A 20,104-nucleotide genomic window follows, 5' to 3' on the forward strand; every position below is an offset into this window, starting at 1 on the left:
GCCGTGGGTTTCAACCCACGGGAAATGGCTCTCTTGCTATCGGAGTCGCGGAGCGACGATTGATGACGCGGAAGAACCATCCGCCGGATATCACGTGTCCGCCTTTCAATCGTCGCTCCGCGACTCCATTCATCATCGGCATTTCGCCCGTGGGTTGAAACCCACGGCTACGATCTGCCGCCACTCCGTGGCTAAGGGACAACGTCGAGGCTCGACGATAGTTGGCTGGAGCTCACTTCCCCTGCCAGTCGCCGAAGGCGCGGAACTTCGCGTAGCGACGGTCGAGAAGCACGTCCACCGGCAGCTTCGCCAGCTCGTCGAGGTGCTTGAGCACCACCGCCTGGAAATTCGTGGCCGTGGCCTTGTGGTCGTGATGGGCGCCGCCGGTGGGCTCCGGGATCACGTCGTCGATCAGGGCCAGCTTCTTGAGGTCCGGGGCGGAAAGTTTCATCGCCTCGGCCGCCTCAGGAGCGTGCTTGCGGTGCTTCCAGAGGATCGCGGCGCAGCCTTCCGGGCTGATCACCGAATAGTAGGCGTTCTCCATCATCAGCACGCGGTCGGCCACACCGATGCCGAGGGCACCGCCGGAACCACCCTCGCCGAGGACCACGGCGATCACCGGGACCTTCAGCAGCATCATTTCACGGAGATTGTAGGCGATCGCCTCGGCGATGTTCCGCTCCTCCGCGCCGATGCCCGGGAACGCGCCGGGGGTGTCGATCAGGGCGATCACCGGCAGGCCGAATTTTTCCGCCAGCTTCATCAGGCGCAGCGACTTGCGGTAGCCTTCCGGGTGGGCGCTGCCGAAGTTGCGCTTGAGGTTTTCCTTGGTGTCGCGGCCCTTCTGGTGCCCCAGCACCACCACGCGCTTGCCGCCGATGCGGGCAAAGCCGCCGGGCATCGAGAGATCGTCGCCGATGTGGCGGTCTCCATGGAGCTCGGAGAAATCGGTGAAGGCCAGCGAGACGTAGTCGAGCATGAAGGGGCGGTTCGTGTGGCGGGCGATCTGGACGCGCTGCCACGGCGTGAGGTTTTCGTAGATCGACCGGCGCGTGTCGGCGAGCTTGCCCTCCATCGTCTCAATTTCCGCCGACATGTCGATATTCTGTGACGCTGCCTTCGTGCGAAGTTTCTCGAGTTCGCGTTCGAGTTCGGCGACGGGCTTTTCGAATTCCAGGAGCTGCATGGGCGTGAGGGAGGCTAGCGGGTGGCGGGGCGGATTTCCACATCATTCCCGACCCGGGTCAGGATGTAGAGTTCCTCCATGTCGGAGGGCTTCAGGTAGAGGCCCCGGGGAATGGCGGCGTCCTTGTCGGTGCCGCCGGCGAGCGGACGAATCTGGAGATTGATCTTCGCCAGACGGATGATTTTCTCGGACTGGCGGTAGCCCTTGTTGCCGGGGGCCAGCTTCTTGCCGTCCAGATAGGCGGACATCGAGTCGATGGTGGTCTTCTGGGCCGCCATGTTCGAGGGGATCTGGACGTGGATGAGCGGGTAGTCCTTCACGAACTTCGCCAGCGGCGGCTGCCCCTCCTTCTGCTCCAGCTTCCACAGCGAAAGGATCTTCTTCTGCGGCTCGATCAGAATCCGGTAATCCAGCGGCATCACAATCAGGTCGTCGCCCGGGTGCAGGCCGCCGAAGTCGGTCAGGCCGTTGAGCATCATGATGCAGTCCAGCGAGCACTTGGTCGCGGCGGAGATCTTCATGAAGGAGTCCCCCTTCTTCACATCGTAGGTCACCTTGTTCTCCTTGAAATCCAGGGACAGGATTTCATCCAGGTTGATCTCGCCGACGATCCGGCGGGCATCGGCGGCGGAGGCGGAGGACGGATAGACATTGACCACGGACTCCAGCTTCTCCCGGGCCTCCGGGATATTTCCCATGGCCACCAGCTCCACGGCCTTCTGATAGGCCACCTCGCCGGGCTCGACGTCCGGCATGTCCGCGGAATCGAGCATCTTGCTGACGTCGCTGTCCGGCCCCTTCGGCACCACGTCCGTGGGATTCGGGACGTACTTGGAGAAGAACGGTAGCGGCTTCACCGTGATGTGGTAGACCAACCCACCGGTGAGACCGAGCACGCCAAGCACGGCGAGCGCGGCGAGCAATTTGATGAAGGTCCAGATCCGCATGGCGTGTCGCGGGGCGATCAGAGCAAGCCCCGGCGCTTGAAGTCAAACGCGTTGATGGCCTGCGAGCGCAGAATCATCTCGAAGGAGAATTTGAAAAGCGAAACCTCCCAGGCGTCGTCGACGCCCTCGATGACGGCACGGGCGGGATTCCCCGTCCGGCGGATGTCCTCCAGCACGCGGTCGCGGACGGCCTCGATCGAGTCGTGGACGATCTCCTCGGTGACCTGGCTGCGGCGGAATTGGAAACCGTATTGCAGGAAGGCGAGGTCCTTCCCCTCGGCGCGGAGCTTCTCCATCATCGCGTCGAGCCGCTTGCGGGCATTGTCGTTGAAGCCCTCCAGCTCGATCTCCCGGTAGGCTTCGGGACGCATGATCCGCGGCCGCATCGCCTCCAGGTGGCCGGTGCGGATCCGCACCTCACCGGCGCGGTCCATCAACTCGCTGAGGAGCTGGAACTCGAAGCGCGTCTCCCCGAACGTGTCGATCCGCCGGTCCGGCTCGCGCAGGACGCGGGTCGTCTCGATGGCATACTGGATGTCGTCCGGTGAGTGCATGGGCGGCGCAACCTCGGGCGTTCCGCGCGGATTGCAATGAAAAGGGCGAACTCCACCCGGGAGTCCGCCCTTTTGGAAAGTGCGTCAGACGGGGACGATCAACCCTGCTGGGCGGTGACGTAGGTCACAACGTCGCCCACGGACTGGAGCTTCTCGGCTTCTTCGTCCGGAACTTCGATTTCGAACTCTTCTTCGAAAGCCATCACGAGCTCGACGGTATCGAGCGAATCGGCACCGAGATCCTCGATGAACTTGGCTTCAAGGGTCACCTGGTCGGCGCTCACACCGAGCTGGTCGACGATGATGTCCTTCACGCGGTCTTCAATGCTTTTGTCAGACATGTGCTGCTTGGTTGGTAGTTGACGTTGGGGCTGCTTAACGACGGGGGCCGGGGTTGGCAACCTCGAAAAGCCGCGGGGGTCTCCGGGCGATTTCAGTCGGTTCCGCTGGCGGAGTCAACCTCTCCCGAGGCGACCGGCGCGTACTCGATGACTTCTCCGGAAAAGCGCGCGCGCAGGTGCTGCATCAGGCGTTCCGCTGGCTCACCCTGCTCTTTTTTGAATCCACCGTAGGTCAGGCCGTCGATGCGGACCCGGCCGGAACCGGCAGGACCGGCGTAATCGACGAACGCGAGCCCCTTGCCCTCCCATTTCCGGAGGTCCAGGCGCTTCAGGTCTGCGAAGGGGATATGCCTGCCATCCGCGGTGTGGAGGGATTCGCCATCCACCGTGATGCTGCGTCCAACAGTGCGGATGAGGTAAAAGGCGGAGACGGCGGCGAGCGCGGAGAAAACCCAGAACACCACCCACTGCTCGCGGATCTTGCCCGCCTCGTGCGGTTCGTGCGGCGGAATGGCGTCCATCTTCCACGCCGTCCAGTTCTTCGAGTAGTCCTCCCACAGCCGCTGCCACTGGGGATTGGACTTCATCAATTCGGCGTCGCGGAGGGGTTCCGGCCACTTCATTCCGGGCTGGACCTCCGGCGGCAGCACCGATCCGTCCTGCGGCTTGTCCTTCCAGGTGAAATCCACCTCCTGGGCCTCGGCGTATTTCCGCCACTCGCCCGGAGTCAGGCCCTGGCCCTTGGATTTGAACTCCTGGTCCGCCTTGATGAAGGCGGCGCGGAGATAATACGAGGCGTTCTGGCGGCGATAGCCAATGGTGCCGTCCTTGTAGAACAGGAAGGCGAACACGCCGAACATGACGAGCATCACCACCGCTCTCAGGAGGAACCACGGCGTCGGCTTGCAGATGATCTTTTCGGGCTGGGTCATCGGATCGCGGGCAGAAAACCCGTGATCGGGGAAATTGGCAAGTCCGCTCGGGAGGCGCATCCGCCTTTGACGTGCCGCCCCCGGGGGGGCATGGTGCCCCCGGCCATGGGCTTTTCCGAACGTTTTCCCGAACTCCTCGAGCGACCGACCCCGCTGATGCGCCGGTTCGCGGACATGATCGAGCCCGTCTCCGACGCCGTGCTCGAGCAAATGGCGCGCCGCAGCCAGGTGCTGACACGCCGCCATTTCGGCCGGACCATGCGCCTGTTCGCCCCGCTCTACGTCTCGAACGAGTGCGTGAACAACTGCTCCTACTGCGGCTTTTCCCGGGACAATCCGATCCTCCGCACCACCCTGACCATCGATCAGGTCGTCCGTGAGGCCAAGCACCTCCACGGCCTCGGCTTCCGCAATGTCCTGCTGGTGGCCGGCGAGCACCCGAAATTCGTCTCCGAGGGCTACCTCCAGGCCTGCCTGGACGCCCTCAAGCCCTTCATCCCCACCCTCGCGCTGGAAATCGGTCCGATGGAGGACGACCAGTACTCCGAAGTCGTCCAGCACGGGGCCGAGGGGCTGGTGGTCTATCAGGAAACCTACCACCGCGAGACCTACCAGAAGCTCCACACCGCCGGACCGAAGAAGAACTTCGACTGGCGGCTGGACTGCCCGGAGCGCGCCTACGCGGGCGGCTTCCGCCGGATTGGCATCGGCGCGCTGTTCGGGCTGGCCGACTGGAAATTCGAGGCCCTCGCCCTGGCCGCCCACCTCGAGCACCTCTACAAGCACTGTTGGAAAGCCAATTTCACCATCGCCTTCCCACGGATGCGCCCCTACGCCGGGAACTACGAGTACCAGACCGATGACCGCCTGCTGCTTGGCGACCGCCAGTTGGTCCAACTCATGACCGTTTTCCGGCAGCTTTTCCCGCAGGTCGGCATCGTCGTTTCCACCCGCGAGGCCCCCGCCTTCCGCGACGCCGTCGCCGGGCTCGGCACCACCCACATGTCCGCCGGGGCCCGCACCGAACCGGGCGGCTACACCGGTGCCGGCCATGACGACGTCCACCTGACCGTCAAAGGCCGCCGCGTGGAGCTGGAGCGCAAGAGCGGTTGCGAAAAGGCCACCGAGCAATTCCAGATCCACGACAACCGCACTCCATCCGAGGTCGCCACGGCATTGCGCTCCCAGGGGCTGGACCCGGTCTGGAAGGATTGGGACGAGTCGATTCTTTCCGCTCCACAAGAGGCCCTCGCCACGGTCTAACGTTCCGCGATGACCGATACCGAAGCCCTCGTCGCCCTGAACCTCCTGCCGAAGATCGGCCCGGTGCGGGTGCGGCGGTTGCTGGAATTTTTCGGCACCCCTGCGGCCATCCTCGGCGCGCCGAAGGACAAGCTGGTCCGCGTCGACGGCATCGGCGAGGAAACCTCCTCCATCCTCCACCGCTGGCAGGATCACGCCGATCCGGTGGCGGAAATCGCGGAGGCGAAGCAGCGCGGCATCTCCATCGTCACCCAGGACGCCCCCGATTACCCGGCCCCGCTGCAGGAGGCCTACGATCCGCCGCTGCTCCTCTACGTGTGGGGGAAAATCGAAGACCGCGACCGCCACGCCATCGGCATCGTCGGTTCCCGCCGCGCCACCCCCTACGGGCGGAACGTGACGAAGAAGCTCTCGTTCCAGCTCGCCGGCGCCGGATTCACCATCGTCTCCGGGCTGGCCCGCGGCATCGACACCACCGCCCATGAGGGCGCGCTGGCGGCGCAGGGCCGCACCATCGCCGTGATCGGCTCGGGCCTCGCCAAGCTCTATCCACCGGAAAACCTCGGCCTCGCCGAGAAAATCGCCGATGGCAACGGGGCCGTCGTTTCCGAATTCCCGCTCCACACCTCCCCGGACCGCCAGACCTTCCCGATGCGGAACCGGATCGTCGCCGCGTGGTCAAAGGCCGTACTGGTCACCGAGTGCCCGTCCCGTTCCGGCTCCCTGATCACCGCCAATCTCGCCTCTGAATACGGGAAAACCATCTACGCCGTGCCCGGTTCGATCGATTCCCCGATGTCGATGGGCTGCCACGAGCTGATCCGGGACGGAGCCACCCTCGTCTTCGATGGCGGCCAGATCCTCGACGATCTCGGCGGCCTGTCCTTCAACCGAGCTCCCGCCCGCCAGGAACCCACGCCCGCCGACCTCCCGCCGCTGCCGGAGGAGGAAGCCCGGGTCTTCGCCGTGATCCGCCACGAGGACCAGCCGGTGGACCGCATCATCGACGCCTCCGGCCTGCCCGCCCCGGTGGTCACCGCCACCCTGATGAAGCTGGAAATGAAGCGTCTGGTACGCTGCCTGCCGGGATTCCGGTATAGCCTGCGATGACGTTACCCCGGGACAATCCCCACAAGGGATGGCACTCCCGCGGCTATCTCCCCCATCTCGATGCCCCCGGGGAAATCCAAGCGATCACGTTCCGCTTGGCAGATGCCCTTCCAGCCGAAGTCGTGCAGCGGTGGAAACAAGAGCTTGAACACGAACAAGCCTCACTGGGACCGCGAGCGTCCCGGCTCGCTCTGGAAAAGCAGCGAAGCGAAGCTTCGGAAGACCAGAAGCCATGCGAGTCGGGACACTCGCGATCCCAGCCCGGCTTCTCCGCGGAAAAAATCCTCCGGGAACGGATCGCACGCTATGAAGATGCCGGGCACGGAGCCTGTCTGCTTCAGGGCGAATCCGCCGAAATTGTCCAAAACGCCCTGCTCCATCACGACGCCCAGCGTTACCGGCTCTTGGAATGGTGCATCATGCCAAACCATGTCCATGTCATGATCCACACGATTCCCGGCATGCCGCTCGGGAAAATCGTGGCGACTTGGAAAACCTTCTCGGCCCGGGCCATCAATGCCCGCCTTTCCCGCGACGGCCAGCTTTGGGCCAAGGACTACCACGACCGATACATCCGGGACAACGACCATGCGGCCCTGGCCCGCGCCTACATCCGAAACAATCCCGTCAAAGCGGGTTTGTGCTCCGAGCCGGACGAATGGCCTTGGGGCAGCAGTTGGCGGGCTTCCGGAGAATGAAACCAAACCTTAACGACTCCTTCCACCCAATGCCCGACCCCCATTCCCGATTTGAACGCGGAGTCATGACCTCCGCGGGGGTGGTGCTCGCGGCTCTGGGTGCCTTTCTCTGGATGGTCGGAGCCCTGGTAACCCTGGGCATCTATCTGGGACTGGTGTTTTCCAGACACAAGGAAGGCCACGAGGAAGCCTGGATCCTGGCTTTCGGCGTCTTCGGCGGCGCGGTGATCCTGCAGGCCGTGGGTTCGGCGATGGTGTTTTTCTGCGAGTCCGACGCCGTGGCAAATCCCTTGCCAGTGCCCACCCAATTGCTGCCAGCCTGGTGGTTCGCGCGTTTCATGAAGCGGCTGGTAGTAATCCTGGGCATTCCGGCCGCCTGCGGATTCCTGAAATACGGTTTCCAACTCGATCCATCCGCTCTGAGCCATGGCCTGCTGCTGGCGGCCTCGATCTTCGGACACCGCCATTTCAGCCATCGGGTGGAGGAATTGACCCCGCCCTATCCGCCCTCCCGAAAGCCCCGGCCCATCCACCGCGGCACCTCGCTGGAGCCCCCAAATGAGGGCGATTCGGACGATCCCGCTTGATTTTTCCTCCCTACGGGAGGGGGAAGTCCGCTTGCAAATCCCCTTGCCAAGCACGTTGATCCCCGTCTAGTCCCTCATCCCGCCGACCTTACGGCAAATTTTCCGCCATGGGCAAAACTCTCATCATCGCCGAGAAACCGAGTGTCATGACCGACCTCAGCCGGGCGCTGGCCAAGCCGCTCGGGAAGTTCGACAAGCACGGTTCCGGGCGAGACGTCTTTTTCGAAAACGACAACGCCGTCATCACCTCCGCCGTCGGCCATCTGGTCGAGTTGCGGATGCCGATGGGCCCGAATGGCAAGAAACTGCCATGGAAGTTCGACGTGCTGCCCGCGATCCCGGACCGCTTCGAACTCGATCCGATCCCGGATTCCGAAGCCCGCCTCAAGCAGGTGCTGAAGCTGGCGAAGCGCAAGGACGTCGACAACATCGTCAACGCCTGCGACGCCGGCCGCGAGGGCGAGCTGATTTTCCGCTACATCATGGACATCGGCGGCGTCAAAAAGCCGGTCCAGCGGCTATGGATGCAGTCGATGACCAATGACTCGATCATCGCCGCGTGGGACAAACTCCGCAGCGACGAGGAAATGCAGCCGCTGGCGGATGCCGCGAAGTGCCGCTCCGAGTCCGACTGGCTTGTGGGCCTCAATTCCACCCGCGCCCTGACCTGTTTCCGCTCCCGCCACGGTGGCTTCAATATCACCGCCGCCGGTCGCGTCCAAACGCCGACGCTGGCCATCCTCGCTTCCCGCGAGGCTGAGATCCAAGCCTTCAAACCCTCGCCCTACTGGGAAGTCATCGCGTCCTTCCAGATCGCCAACGGCGACTACGAGGGCAAGTGGACCGAGGAAGGCTGGAAGAAGGACGAAACCAATCCCCACGGCCGCGCCGACCGCCTGTGGACCGCGGAGCTGGCCCAGACCATACGCGACCGCTGCGACGGCAAGACCGGCCGCATCGAGGAAGAGAAAAAGGCGCAGTCCCAGATCGCGCCGCAGCTCTACGACCTCACCACCCTCCAGCGCGAGGCCCCGTTCTCCGCGAAGCAGACGCTCTCGATCGCCCAGGCGCTCTACGAGAAGCACAAGATGATCACCTACCCGCGAACCGACTCGCGCTACCTGCCGGAGGACTACACCGGCGCCGTGCGCGAGACGATGGGGGACGTGGCCGCCAGCGACCTGCCGCAGGCCGACTACGCCCGCGCCGTGCTGGAAGGGAAGGATGAGAACGGCCCGCGCCTCGTGAAGAGCCGCCGCGTGTTCGACAGCAAGAAGGTCTCCGACCACTTTGCCATCATTCCGACCGGCAAGTTCGCCAAGCTCTCCGACGCCGAGCAGAAGCTTTACGACATGATCGTGAAGCGCTTCATCGCCGTCTTCTACCCCTCCGCCGAATACGAGGTCACCAAGCGCGCGACCAAGATCGAGCACGGCGACCTCACCGACACCTTCCGCACCGAAGGCCGCGTGCTGATCAAGCCCGGCTGGCTGGAAGTCTACGGCCGCCGCCCGGGCGTCGCCTCCGGCAAGGACGAACTCGTGGCCGCGAAGCCCGGTGAATCCGCGCTGGCCGAGGAGGTCCGCGTCGAGTCGCTCGAAACCAAGCCCCCGGCCCGCTACACCGAATCCACCCTGCTCTCCGCCATGGAAGGCGCGGGCAAGCTCGTCGACGACGAAGCGCTGCGCGAGGCCATGTCCGAGCGCGGTCTCGGCACCCCGGCCACCCGCGCCGCGATCATCGAAGGGCTCATCGCCCAGAAATACATGGCCCGCGATGGCCGTGAGCTGCACGTCACCCCGAATGGCATGCGCCTGATCGAGATCGTCCAGGAAATGGGCATCAAGGGGCTCTCCTCGCCATCCCTCACCGGTGACTGGGAATTCAAGCTCCGCCAGATGGAGCACGGCCTACTCAAGCGCGAGGAGTTCATGAACGAGATCATGTCCTACACCCAGGAGATCGTGGCGAAAGCCCGTCACCTGGCGGACGAGATCAAGAACAAGCCCTTCCCGGATCTCGACGTGGCTTGCCCGAAGTGCGGGGCCAAGCCGCTGAAGCAGACCGACGCCACCTACGAATGCCGCGAACTGGATTGCGGCTTCAAGGCGAAGAAGCACATCGCCGGCCGCACCCTCACTGAGGAGGAGGCGAAGATCCTCTTCTCCACCAAGTTCCTGCCGAAGATCGACGGCTTTAAATCGAAGTTCAACAAGCCCTTCGAGGCGGCTCTGGAGCTCGACGACAAGTTCAAGGTGAACTTCGTCTTCGAGAAGTCCGACGCCGACGAACCGGCCGAACTCAGCGAGGAGCAGGTCATCGGCTCGTTGACTCTGCCGGACGGCCGCACCACCAAGGTCTACGAAGCCGAGAAGGCCTGGCACCTGCCCGAAATCGTCACCAAAAAGGACGCGAACGGCATCCGCATCGGCCGCACCATTCTCCAGCGCCCGATCACCCGGGAGGAGGTCCTGCTGCTGCTCAGCCAGGGCAAGACCGGCCTGCTGCGCGGCTTCGTCTCCAACCGGACCAAGCGCAAGTTCGACGCGATGCTCACCTTCGAGGCGGACACCGGCAAGATCGGGTTCGAGTTCGAACCGCGGGCCAAGAAAACCGCGAAGACTGAATCCTGATCCGGTTTCGCTGACAGGGTGCCGGACCACCGGCCCCTTCCATCCCTGTATTGCTCCATGTTCCGCTTCACCCTGTTCGGCGTTCCGGTTGAGATCCAACCTTGGTTCTGGGTCGGAACCGCCATCTTCGGCGGCGGGATCGGCGCGAGAACACCCGCACAGATCCTCGACGTCTTGATTTTCATGATCGTGGCCGCCATCTCGGTGCTCGTGCATGAATTCGGGCATGCGCTGGTGGGCCGCCGTGTGGGTGGAGGTTCCGCCTCGATCTCCCTCCATGCCTTCGGCGGACTGGCCTTCAGCCAGGGCGGCCGCTTCACCCGCATGGGCCACTTCTGGCGCGTGGCCGCCGGTCCCGGAGCGGGCTTCAGCCTTTTCCTCCTGACCGCCCTAGCGCTAATCGTAGCCTTCGGATTCCAGAGCGGCACCAATCTCATCGTCTACCTCACGTTCCATCAGTTCCCTGATTTTCTTTCACCCTCGGCAATCGCATTCGCGAAGGCTGAAACCCGGGTCGAGGTGGTCCACCAGTTCCTCCGGATCAATTTCTGGTGGAGCCTGATCAACCTCGCACCCGTGCTGCCTCTCGATGGCGGACGCATCACCGACCTCTTTGTCACCCCTCAGCGCCGTGTCTATCAGATCGGGCTGGTGGCGGGCATCGCCGTGGCGGCATTTGGCTGGTTTGGCTTCCGCAGCACCCTGATGGCCCTGATGTTCGGCTATTTCGCCTATCAGAACTATCAGATGATGAACCAGGTGCGCTGGCGCTGATTTCACCAGAACAGCAACCGGATCCCGGCGATAGTCGAGAAACCGACGACCATCCACTCGAAGGCACGCTGCGGCACCAGCCGGATCAGGCGGCGGCCGCCGAACACGCCGATCGCCACGGCGGGCACCAGCTTGGCGTTCTCCAGCAGGCTTTCCGTGGTGATCGTCGCGAGCTGGGCATTGAGCGGCACCTTGATCAGGTTCACCAGCAGGAAGAACCGCGCGCCGGTGCCGATGAGCTCCATTTTGGGCACCCGCCGCGCCAGCAGGTAGAGCTGGATCACCGGCCCCGCGGCATTCGCCAGCATCGTGGAAAATCCGCCCGCGAGCCCCGCGAAGGTGCCGCAGCCGCGGGAATGCGCCCAGCGGTCGTAGACCTCCGGGCTCAGGCGGCGGGACGATTGCACCGCCACCATGGCCAGGATGGACACGCCGATCGCCCGGCGGAGCTGATGGTCATCCATGTGATGGAGCACCACGCAGCCGATCAGCAGGCCGACCAAGGTCGGCAGCAGCAGCCCCCACACCGGCTTCCACGAACCGTGCTTCCGGAACGCCGGATAGGCCATCAGGTCCGCGGCGATCAGCAGCGGCAGCGCGAGGCCCACCGAGTTCTTCGCCTCGTAAAGCTCCGCGAACAGCACCACCGACACGAGCGAGATGCCGCTGAACCCGGATTTCGACAGCCCGATGCACAGCGCCGCCACAACGGCGAGGACATATCCAGCGGGCGAAAGGTGGGGCACGCCCGGTTCCTAACCCGTCGGCCGCTCATTCCAAGCGCCAAGGAACCATTTGCAGTCCACGCGACAAAAATTCCAACCGCAGATGGACAGGATGAACGCAGATGAATCCAATCATGGAACATTTCGGACGGTCGCCTTTCATGCCATCCCCTCTTCCATCGGTGTTCATCCTGTCGATCCGTGGTTGAAAAATCTTCCATCGGGAAATCCGCCACTACGCTTGCACCCCCGCGCCCGGCGTGATTTTCTCCCGCCGCCATGAAAATCGTCGTCGCGTATTCCGGAGGTCTCGACACCTCCGTCCTGCTCAAGTGGCTCAAGGAGAAGTACAACGCCGAGATCATCGCCTACTGTGCCGACGTCGGCCAGGCGGATGAACTCGACGGCCTTGAGGAAAAAGCCCTCACCACCGGGGCGTCGAAGTATTACCTCGGCGATCTGAAGGAAGACTTCGCCCGCGACTACATCTTCCCGATGATCCAGGCCGGTGCGATCTACGAAGGCCGCTACCTGCTCGGCACCTCGATCGCCCGCCCGTGCATCGCCAAGGGCATGCTGGAAGTCGCCCTCAAGGAAGGCGCCGACGCCATCGCCCACGGCGCCACCGGCAAGGGCAACGACCAGGTCCGTTTCGAACTTTCCGCCGCCTCGCTGGCCCCGAACGTGAAGTGCATCGCCCCGTGGCGCGACGCCTCCTTCCGCGAGGAATTCCCGGGCCGCGCCGAGATGATCGCCTATGCCGAAACCCACGGCATCCCGATCAAGGCTTCCATGAAGAAGCCCTACTCGATGGACCGCAACCTCCTCCACATCTCCTTCGAGGCCGGCATGCTCGAAGACCCGTGGTATGACGCCACCACCGAGGCGGACCGCGAGATGTACGTGCTCTCCGTTTCCCCGGAGGAAGCCCCGGATGCCCCGGAATACGTCGAGATCCTCTTCGACAAGGGCAACGCCGTGGGCCTCAAGCACGACAACCTCGCCGCCCTCATCGCCGAACTCGGCGACGTGAAGGTGGAAGGCACCAAGGACGGCTACACCCTGCTCACCCCCTACGGCGTGATGCGCGTGCTCAACCTCCTCGGCGGCCGCAACGGCGTGGGCCGCGTCGACATCGTGGAAAACCGCTTCGTGGGCATGAAGTCCCGCGGCGTCTACGAAACCCCGGGCGGCACCATCCTCCTCGCCGCGCACCGCGACCTGGAAGCCCTCACCGTGGACCGCGAGGCGATGTTCATCCGCGACGGCCTGATCCCGAAATACGCGCAGCTCGTCTACAACGGCTTCTGGTTCGCCCCGGAGCGCGAGGCCATCCAGGCGCTCGTCACCGAGACCCAGAAGACGGTCTCCGGCGAAGTGCGCGTGAAGCTCTACAAGGGCAACGTCATGAACGCCGGCCGCAAGTCCCCGCACAGCCTCTACTCCGAAGCCGTCGCCACCATGGAAGGCGGCCAGGAAGCGGCTTACAACCAGGACGACGCGACGGGCTTCATCGCCCTGAACGCCCTGCGCCTCAAGGCCAGCGCCCGCCAGGTGAAGTAAGCCACCGGCCACCAACACCCTCTAGCAAAAGAGCGCGGGTCATCCCGCGCTCTTTTTGTATCCGGATGTAGCTGAAAGCTCCGCTTCCAGAATGTAGGGGGAAGCTCCAGCTTCCCTCTTTGGGATTGGACGTCGTTTGGCCCAACCGCCACCGCCAACAGAGCTGGCGGCGACGATTCGAAAGCGGAGCTTTCGACTACAACGCACCCTCAAGCGAACTGCTTGAGGAAACGCGCGTCGTTCTCGATCAGCAGGCGGATGTCCTTGATGCCCCAGCGGATCATTGCCAAGCGGTCGAGGCCCATGCCGAAGGCGAAGCCGGTGACCTTCGCGGGATCGAAGGCATCGTCCTTCCGCGCCTTGCTGATCGCCTCGAACACGGCCGGATCGACCATGCCGCAGCCCGCGACCTCGATCCAACGCGGGGCCTGCCCCTTGGCGTGGAGCTTCACGTCGATCTCGAAGCTCGGCTCGGTGAAGGGGAAGAAGTGCGGGCGGAAACGCACCTCCGTCTCCGTGCCGAACAGCTCGCGGAAGAAGTATTCCAGCGTGCCCTTGAGATCCGGCAGCGAGACATCCTCGGCCACGTACAGGCCTTCGAGCTGGTTGAAGACGGACAGGTGGGTAGCGTCGATCTCGTCGCGGCGGTAGGCCGAGCCGGGCGCGATGATGCGCACCGGCGGCTTCTGGCCCTCCATGGTGCGGACCTGCACGCTGGAGGTGTGGGTGCGCAGCAGCTTGCCCGAGTCGAAATAGAAGGTGTCCTTCTCGTTGCGCGCCGGGTGATCGGCGGGCGTGTTGAGGGCGTCGAAGCAGTGGAACTCGTCCTCGATCTCCGGCCCCTCGGCGAGGGCGAAGCCCATCCGGCGCAGGATGCCGATCGCCTGGTCGCGCAGGATCGTGAGCGGGTGCAGCGAACCGGCGTTCACCGCGCGGCCCGGCAGGGTGATGTCGATTCCGGCCAGCGCGGCGCGATCGGCGGCTTCGCGGACGGCGAGCTGCTTTTCCTCCAGCGCGGTGGTGATGGCGGAGCGGGCGGCATTCAGGAGCTGGCCGACGGCGGCCTTGTCCTCCTTCGGCACGTCCTTGATGCCGGCGGCGGCCAGCGTCAGCGTGCCCTTCTTGCCGAGGACGGCGACGCGGGCATCGTCGAGCGAACGCTCGTCGGCAGCGGCGGAAATGGCGGCGAGGGCCTCGGCCTGGATGGAATCGATTTGCTCCTTCATGTGCGAAAACGGACGCCGGGATAGCGGGAACCGGCGGCGACGTCAAAGCCAGTTCCCAAGGAATGTCCCTACTCCCAGCCAGTTTGCTCCACAAACGCCGGGCCCGGCTGGTCGCCGTCGTAATAGCGGTGGAACACCGGGCAGGCGGAGCCGGACATCGGCGGCACCAGCCACGACCAATCGCCCGGCACCTTCCGCCCGCACTCCGATTCCTTCTGGAGGTGCTGCATGAACTGGAGCGAGGCGGTGTGGTGGTCGACGATGGTCACCCCGGCCTCGCGGAACGAATGCAGCACGGCGGTGTTCAGCTCCACCAGCGCCCGGTCCTTCCACAGCATCCGCCGCAGAGAACGATCCAGCCCCATCCGGTCGGCGATGACCGGCAGCAGGTTGTAGCGCTTCTCGTCCCCGAAATTACGCGACCCGATCTCGGTGCCCATGTAATAGCCGCTGAACGGACAGGCCGGATACCGGAACCCCTCCCCCTCCAGCGCCATGTCCGAGATCACCGGCACCGCGTGCCAGCACAGCCCGAGATCCGCGAACCACGGCAGATCCGGATGACTGATCTCCACCTCCATCACCGCGTCCGGCGGCAGCTCATACCATTTCGGCGCCTGCCCCGGCATCTCGATCACCAGCGGCAGGACGTCGAAACGCCCCGGCTCGTCCGGCGGCTGCCAGCCCAGCTCGATCACCCGGCGCGTGAACGCCGCCTGCTCGGGATCACCCAGCACGCTACCATCCCCGGACTCATAGCCCGCATAGCGGACGAACTGGCGGTTCCAGATCCGGATCCCACGCTCCCCCGCTTCCGCGGCGGCAAATACCGTGGCAGCGGAACGGATGCGCCCGCCATTCGTCGAAAACCGCAGATGATGGACGCAGGCCTCGAACACCTCGTCCGCCGTGCGGGCCTCCCGGGCATCGAGAACCTCCAGCGTGTTCCAGAACAAGCGGCCGATGCAGCGGGCATTGTTCCGCCAAGCGACCTTCGCCATGACGGTGAGCTCCTCCTGTGTCTGCGCGGCCTGCATGTCCGCGGCGAACGTGCCCGGGATTTCGCAACCGTCCAGCGTGGAGACGAACAACTCAGGCAGGCGTTCCCATCTTCGACCGGAGAATCTCGATCGACGCTTGGAAATCGGCTTCTGCCGCGAAGGCGTGCCTCGGAAGCAGGAAACACACGGCCCCGGTTTGATAAATCGCGATCAGATCGTCCCCCACCCGCCATTTGAGCAGATCGGACCATGCCTGCGCCAAATATCCCTGTTCACTGGTCCACTTCAGCCCCTCTTCGCCCAGTTCGATCTCATAGGGCATCTGGAGCTGCTTGCGCACACGATAAGCCTTCTTCATTTGGGACGGCCCGCGAACGAAAGCCGCCCAAGCAAAAAGCCCCATCAGCCCAACGATCAACCATCGAGTCACATCCACGACCTCCCCGCGAGCAAGCTCCACGAAGTTGTAGATCGCCATTCCCAAACCGTTGATCGCCACAAACATCATCATGAGACGAAACGTGCGGTTGCCCCGTAGAGCCAGCCAGTATGCCGACATGTAATCCTTCTCCGTCAGCTGCACCCGGATCTTCATGACGCCTGATCTATCCAGAAGCTCTCAAGCTGCCAAGGATACTCCGCCCATCAAGCCCCAACAAAAAACCGCCGCTTGGCGAACCAAGCGGCGGTTTTGGGAAACGAATTCGTTTCAGGCTCAGGCAGCGGCTTTCGAAGCCTTGGCTTCGAGGGCCTTCTTGACCTGCGCGACGATCGCCGAGAAAGCGGCGGCGTCGTTGATCGCGAGATCCGAGAGGATCTTGCGGTCGGCTTCGATACCGGCGGCCTTGAGGCCTTCGATGAAGCGGGAGTAGGTGATTCCTTCGTTGCGGACGGCAGCGTTGATACGTGCGGTCCACAGGCGGCGGAACTGACCCTTGCGCTTCTTACGGTCGCGGTATTCGTAGGTCATCGCCTTCCGCACGGCATCCTTGGCGTAGCGGAAAAGCTTCGAGCGGAATCCGCGGAAGCCCTTCGCACGCTGCAGGGTGCGCTTGCGGCGCTTGCGGCTGGCCGGGGAATTGGTGGCGCGTGGCATGTGTTGTGTCTCTTGAGCGGGTCGTTGTTTACTTACCTCCTACAGTCTCACCTGCTCGTGCTTCCCTTGCGGGACCAGGCTGTATGGAGGCCACCCGAAACGCGGGTGGGGGCGTGGTTGCGTCGGACGACGAGGGGATCAGGCGAAGGGAAGATTTTCCTTCACACGCTTGTGGTCTGCATCACAAACAACAACGGCCTTGCTCAGCGAGCGCTTCCGTTTGCGGCTCTTGCACTGAAGCAAGTGGCGCTTTCCTTGTTTGCGGCGCAGGATCTTCCCGGTGCCCGTCACCTTGAATCGTTTGGCGACGGCCTTTCGGGTCTTTGCTTTTCCTCCAATCCTTGGCATGGGGCGGGCAGACTAGGAATCCGCGGCCCCTTGGCAAGGGAAAAGTGGCTGTTTCACAGCAGATTTAAGAATCCAGAGCCCAGCGAGGCGGTTTGGGGAACCCCTTCCCGCCAAAAGGCACCCGGAGTCCCGCCTCTTGTCTGGACTCTGGGGTCTGGATTCTTGTGTCTGCCGCGAAGCGGCCCAGCGGCCTATTCCGCCGCCTTGGCGATCTGAAGCAGCTTCGCCTCCCCGAAATGCGGACCCAAGATCTGGAGGCCGACGGGGAGTTCCGTGCCGGTATCCGAAGTGATGGTGCCGGCCGGGACCGAGATCCCGCAGATGCCCGCGAGGTTCGTGGAGAGGGTGAAGATATCCGAGAGATACTCGTGGAGCGGGTCGTTCGCGAATTCGCCGAGCTTCCGGGCGGCGGAAGGGGCCACCGGCGAGAGGATGGCGTCCACTTTCTGGAAGGCTTCCTCGAAATCGCGGCGGATCAGGGTGCGGACCTGCTGGGCGCGCTTGTAATAAGCCTCGCTGTAGCCGGAGGAGAGCACGTAGGTGCCGAGGATGATGCGGCGCTTCACCTCCGGGCCGAAGCCTTCCTCGCGGGAGCGGCGGTAGAGTTCGTCAAGATCGGCGGGGTCCTTGGCCCGGTGGCCGTAGCGGACGCCATCGAAGCGGGAAAGGTTCGAGGACGCCTCAGCCGGGGCGATGACGTAGTAAGTCGCCACGGCATATTCGGTGTGCGGCAGGGAGATTTCCACCAGCTCGGCTCCGGCGGCGGCCAGCTTTTCGGCGGCGGCCATCACCCGGGCGCGGACCTGCGGGTCGATGCCATCGCCGAAGTATTCCTTCGGGAGACCGAGTTTCATGCCCTTCACCCCGTCGTGCAGGGTAGCGAGGTAATCCGGCACCGGCAGGTCCAGCGAGGTGGAATCGAGCGGGTCGTAACCGGCGATCGCCTGGAGGACGAGCGCGGCGTCTTCCACCGTGTTCGTGATCGGGCCGATCTGGTCGAGGGACGAGGCGAAGGCCACCAGACCGTAGCGGGACACGCGGCCGTAGGACGGCTTCAGGCCCACCACCCCGCAGTGCGAGGCGGGCTGGCGGATCGAGCCACCGGTGTCCGAGCCGAGCGCGGCAAAGGCGGAGCCAGCGGCCACCGAAGCGGCGGAACCACCGGACGAACCGCCCGGCACGCGATCGAGATCGCGCGGGTTGCGGGTCGTCTGGAGCGCGGAGTTCTCCGTGGAGGAGCCCATCGCGAACTCATCCATGTTCAGGCGGCCGAACGGGATCGCCCCGGCGGCGCGGAGCTTCTTGATCACCGTGGCGTCGTAGGGAGAAACGTAGTTCTCCGAGAGGAACTTCGAGCCGCAGGTGCAGGGCTGGCCGATGACGTTCAGGTTGTCCTTGATCGCGATCGGGATGCCACCGAGCGGCAGCGAGAGGTCGGCCGCGGCCGCCTCGGCCTTGGCGGCCGCCAGGTCGTAGGACAGGTAGGCGCCCACCTGCGCATCGCTGGCGGAGATTTTCGCGGCGAGGTCGTCGAGGAGCGCTTCCGGGGTGGTGGCACCGCTGCGGAGCTGTTCGCGGAGGGAAAGGAGGGACATGGCGGATCAGGCTTCGGCGATGACTTTCGGAACGCGGATCTGGTGCTGGGCCTGCTCCGGGGCGTTCTGGAGCATGGCCTCGCGCGACAGGCTTTCGTGCGGGACGTCGTCGCGCATGCGGTCGAACACCGGGGCCGGGTAGGACGTCGGCTCGATGCCGGAGACATCCAGCTTCGAAATCGTGTCCACGTAGCCGAGGATATCCTCGAGCTGGCCCTTGAACGTGGCGATCTCCTCGTCGTTCAGTTCCAAGCGGGCGAGGGTGGCGATGTTCCGCAGGGCGCGGTCATCGATGTGCGTGTTCGACATGGCCGGGAGAGTCCAAAGCCGGGCCGGACGTGGCAAGACTCAACCGCCGCGAAGATGAGGGATTGCGCCCCGCGGGAATGACCCTCTAGGTTCCCACCCATGCACCCTTCGCGCTGGCTTCCGCTTGTCACCATCGTCCTCGCCGCCCCGGCCCACGCCGGCAGCCCGGCGGACGCGGCCCGCATCCGGAAGGAGTTCACGCTGCTGAACGAGCGCTGGGAACTCCAGATCAAGGCCGCCCCGGACGCAGCCGCCCAGCAGGAGCTCCTGAAAAAGCGCCCGGACGCCCAAGCCGCCGCCACGGAAATGTGGAACTGCCTGCGCCCGTCCCTCGCCGAGGACTGGACGCTGGAACCCGGTGCCTGGCTGTTGCGCATCGCCGCGGCCCAGGCCGGGAAACCCTCCGCCACCCCGGGTGCCCCGAAGGCACCGCTCGCCGAGGCCGCCACGAAAATCCGCGAGGCGGTGGAGAAATACCACCTCCGCAGCCCGAAGCTGGCCCCGATGTGCCTTTCCCTCGTCGGCGGCCAGGACCCTGGCGCGCTCTCGTTACTTCAGAAAATCGAGGCCCAAAACCCGGACCCGAAGGTCCAGGGCGTGGCCGCGCTGGGCCAGGCGATGATCCTCAAGGGCATCGGCGACGATGGCGACGCCATGAAGAAGCGCCTGACCCTGCTCCGGAAGGCGATCATCAATGCTGGCGACCAGGAAGTGGAGGGAGTGTCCATCTCCCACCTCGCCGAGGACGAGCTCTACATCATCCTTCACCTCAGCAAAGGCCGCGAAGCCCCCGACCTGGCCGGCACCGGCACCGGCGGGCAGCAGATGAAGCTCTCCGACTACAAGGGCAAGGTCGTGGTCCTGCTGTTCTGGAACACCACCAGCCTCGCCGATCCGGACCAGTTCTTCGACATCGCCGACAGCCTTCAGAAGAAATTCGCGGGCAAGCCGGTGGCGCTGGTGGGCGTGAACAACGACCCCCGCACCACCCTCCGCGCGATGGAGGTCCAGAAGGACACCCGCGTGGACTGGCCGAATTTTTCCGACCCCGAGAACAAGCTCGGCAACGAGTACCGTGTGGGCACCCGTCCGCTGGCTTACGTCCTGGGCAAGGACCGCTCGATCCAGTATTTCGGCGCGCCCGGTTCGTTCGTCGAACTGGCGGTCGATGCCCTGCTGTCGGAAAGCAAGCCCGCCGCGGGCAAGTGACCCCCAA

At 64.4% G+C, this 20,104-nt stretch carries 21 protein-coding genes; 8 read left to right on the plus strand and 13 right to left on the minus strand.

The genetic code is table 11. From position 1 onward, the window contains the following. Nucleotides 1–232: 232 nt before the first annotated feature. The 5 genes from llg_RS01945 to llg_RS01965 form a co-directional block, all read right to left on the minus strand. Nucleotides 233–1,186, minus strand: coding sequence for an acetyl-CoA carboxylase carboxyltransferase subunit alpha (locus tag llg_RS01945; protein ID WP_338287837.1), 954 nt, complete (start codon nt 1,184–1,186; stop codon nt 233–235). 14 nt (nt 1,187–1,200) lie between these two features. Further along, nucleotides 1,201–2,133 carry a LysM peptidoglycan-binding domain-containing protein gene (locus llg_RS01950; protein ID WP_338287838.1) on the minus strand — a complete coding sequence of 311 codons (933 nt, stop codon included), beginning with the start codon at nt 2,131–2,133 and terminating at the stop codon, nt 1,201–1,203. Between the two features lie 17 nt (nt 2,134–2,150). Further along, a complete protein-coding gene (locus tag llg_RS01955) occupies nt 2,151–2,687 on the minus strand; it encodes a hypothetical protein (protein WP_338287839.1) in 537 nt (178 codons plus the stop codon). 98 nt (nt 2,688–2,785) lie between these two features. Then, nucleotides 2,786–3,028, minus strand: a complete 243-nt coding sequence (locus llg_RS01960; protein ID WP_338287841.1) for an acyl carrier protein — start codon at nt 3,026–3,028, stop codon at nt 2,786–2,788. Nucleotides 3,029–3,120: 92 nt separating this feature from the next. Beyond that, entirely contained in the window at nt 3,121–3,960 is an 840-nt protein-coding gene (locus llg_RS01965; RefSeq protein WP_338287842.1) for a hypothetical protein, read from the minus strand. 105 nt (nt 3,961–4,065) lie between these two features. Between llg_RS01965 and thiH the strand changes: the two genes are divergently transcribed. From thiH to llg_RS01995, 6 genes are all read left to right on the plus strand, one after another. Continuing rightward, nucleotides 4,066–5,223, plus strand: a complete 1,158-nt coding sequence (gene thiH, locus llg_RS01970) for a 2-iminoacetate synthase ThiH (protein ID WP_338287843.1) — start codon at nt 4,066–4,068, stop codon at nt 5,221–5,223. A gap of 9 nt (nt 5,224–5,232) precedes the next feature. Continuing rightward, complete coding sequence (dprA, locus tag llg_RS01975) at nt 5,233–6,333, plus strand: DNA-processing protein DprA (RefSeq protein ID WP_338287844.1); 1,101 nt, start codon at nt 5,233–5,235, stop codon at nt 6,331–6,333. Nucleotides 6,334–6,428: 95 nt separating this feature from the next. Next, nucleotides 6,429–7,031: a transposase gene (locus tag llg_RS01980; RefSeq protein ID WP_338287845.1), complete on the plus strand. Its 603-nt coding sequence runs from the start codon at nt 6,429–6,431 to the stop codon at nt 7,029–7,031. A gap of 65 nt (nt 7,032–7,096) precedes the next feature. Then, nucleotides 7,097–7,618 carry a hypothetical protein gene (locus llg_RS01985; RefSeq protein WP_338287846.1) on the plus strand — a complete coding sequence of 174 codons (522 nt, stop codon included), beginning with the start codon at nt 7,097–7,099 and terminating at the stop codon, nt 7,616–7,618. Nucleotides 7,619–7,725: 107 nt separating this feature from the next. Then, entirely contained in the window at nt 7,726–10,251 is a 2,526-nt protein-coding gene (topB, locus tag llg_RS01990) for a DNA topoisomerase III (protein ID WP_338287847.1), read from the plus strand. A 57-nt stretch (nt 10,252–10,308) separates the two neighbouring features. Continuing rightward, entirely contained in the window at nt 10,309–11,025 is a 717-nt protein-coding gene (locus tag llg_RS01995) for a M50 family metallopeptidase (RefSeq protein WP_338287848.1), read from the plus strand. Nucleotides 11,026–11,027: 2 nt separating this feature from the next. On the opposite strand, the gene llg_RS02000 is transcribed toward llg_RS01995, so the two are convergent. Next, entirely contained in the window at nt 11,028–11,771 is a 744-nt protein-coding gene (locus llg_RS02000) for a sulfite exporter TauE/SafE family protein (protein ID WP_338287850.1), read from the minus strand. A gap of 258 nt (nt 11,772–12,029) precedes the next feature. On the opposite strand from llg_RS02000, the gene llg_RS02005 reads away from it, so the two are divergent. Then, nucleotides 12,030–13,313 (plus strand): argininosuccinate synthase, encoded by a 1,284-nt coding sequence (locus llg_RS02005; RefSeq protein ID WP_338287851.1) that lies wholly within the window; start codon nt 12,030–12,032, stop codon nt 13,311–13,313. Between the two features lie 209 nt (nt 13,314–13,522). Here the strand turns inward: llg_RS02005 and pheS are convergent, their stop codons facing one another. From pheS to gatC, 7 genes are all read right to left on the minus strand, one after another. Continuing rightward, nucleotides 13,523–14,539, minus strand: a complete 1,017-nt coding sequence (pheS, locus tag llg_RS02010; protein ID WP_338287852.1) for a phenylalanine--tRNA ligase subunit alpha — start codon at nt 14,537–14,539, stop codon at nt 13,523–13,525. Between the two features lie 68 nt (nt 14,540–14,607). Then, on the minus strand, nt 14,608–15,630 hold the full coding sequence (locus llg_RS02015) for a nitric oxide synthase oxygenase (RefSeq protein WP_338287853.1): 1,023 nt from the start codon (nt 15,628–15,630) through the stop codon (nt 14,608–14,610). A gap of 1 nt (nt 15,631) precedes the next feature. Further along, nucleotides 15,632–16,135, minus strand: a complete 504-nt coding sequence (locus tag llg_RS02020; protein WP_338287854.1) for a YcxB family protein — start codon at nt 16,133–16,135, stop codon at nt 15,632–15,634. 120 nt (nt 16,136–16,255) lie between these two features. Then, entirely contained in the window at nt 16,256–16,636 is a 381-nt protein-coding gene (rplT, locus tag llg_RS02025; RefSeq protein ID WP_211629858.1) for a 50S ribosomal protein L20, read from the minus strand. Between the two features lie 138 nt (nt 16,637–16,774). Continuing rightward, nucleotides 16,775–16,984, minus strand: coding sequence for a 50S ribosomal protein L35 (gene rpmI / locus llg_RS02030; RefSeq protein ID WP_211629859.1), 210 nt, complete (start codon nt 16,982–16,984; stop codon nt 16,775–16,777). Nucleotides 16,985–17,175: 191 nt separating this feature from the next. After that, complete coding sequence (gene gatA / locus llg_RS02035) at nt 17,176–18,579, minus strand: Asp-tRNA(Asn)/Glu-tRNA(Gln) amidotransferase subunit GatA (protein ID WP_338287855.1); 1,404 nt, start codon at nt 18,577–18,579, stop codon at nt 17,176–17,178. Between the two features lie 6 nt (nt 18,580–18,585). After that, nucleotides 18,586–18,888 (minus strand): Asp-tRNA(Asn)/Glu-tRNA(Gln) amidotransferase subunit GatC, encoded by a 303-nt coding sequence (gene gatC / locus llg_RS02040; protein ID WP_338287856.1) that lies wholly within the window; start codon nt 18,886–18,888, stop codon nt 18,586–18,588. A 99-nt stretch (nt 18,889–18,987) separates the two neighbouring features. Here gatC and llg_RS02045 point away from each other — a divergent pair, with 99 nt between their 5' ends. Then, nucleotides 18,988–20,097: a redoxin domain-containing protein gene (locus llg_RS02045; protein ID WP_338287857.1), complete on the plus strand. Its 1,110-nt coding sequence runs from the start codon at nt 18,988–18,990 to the stop codon at nt 20,095–20,097. The last annotated feature ends 7 nt before the right edge of the window (nt 20,098–20,104 follow it).

The organism is Luteolibacter sp. LG18 (assembly GCF_036322585.1).
Lineage (GTDB): Bacteria > Verrucomicrobiota > Verrucomicrobiia > Verrucomicrobiales > Akkermansiaceae > Luteolibacter.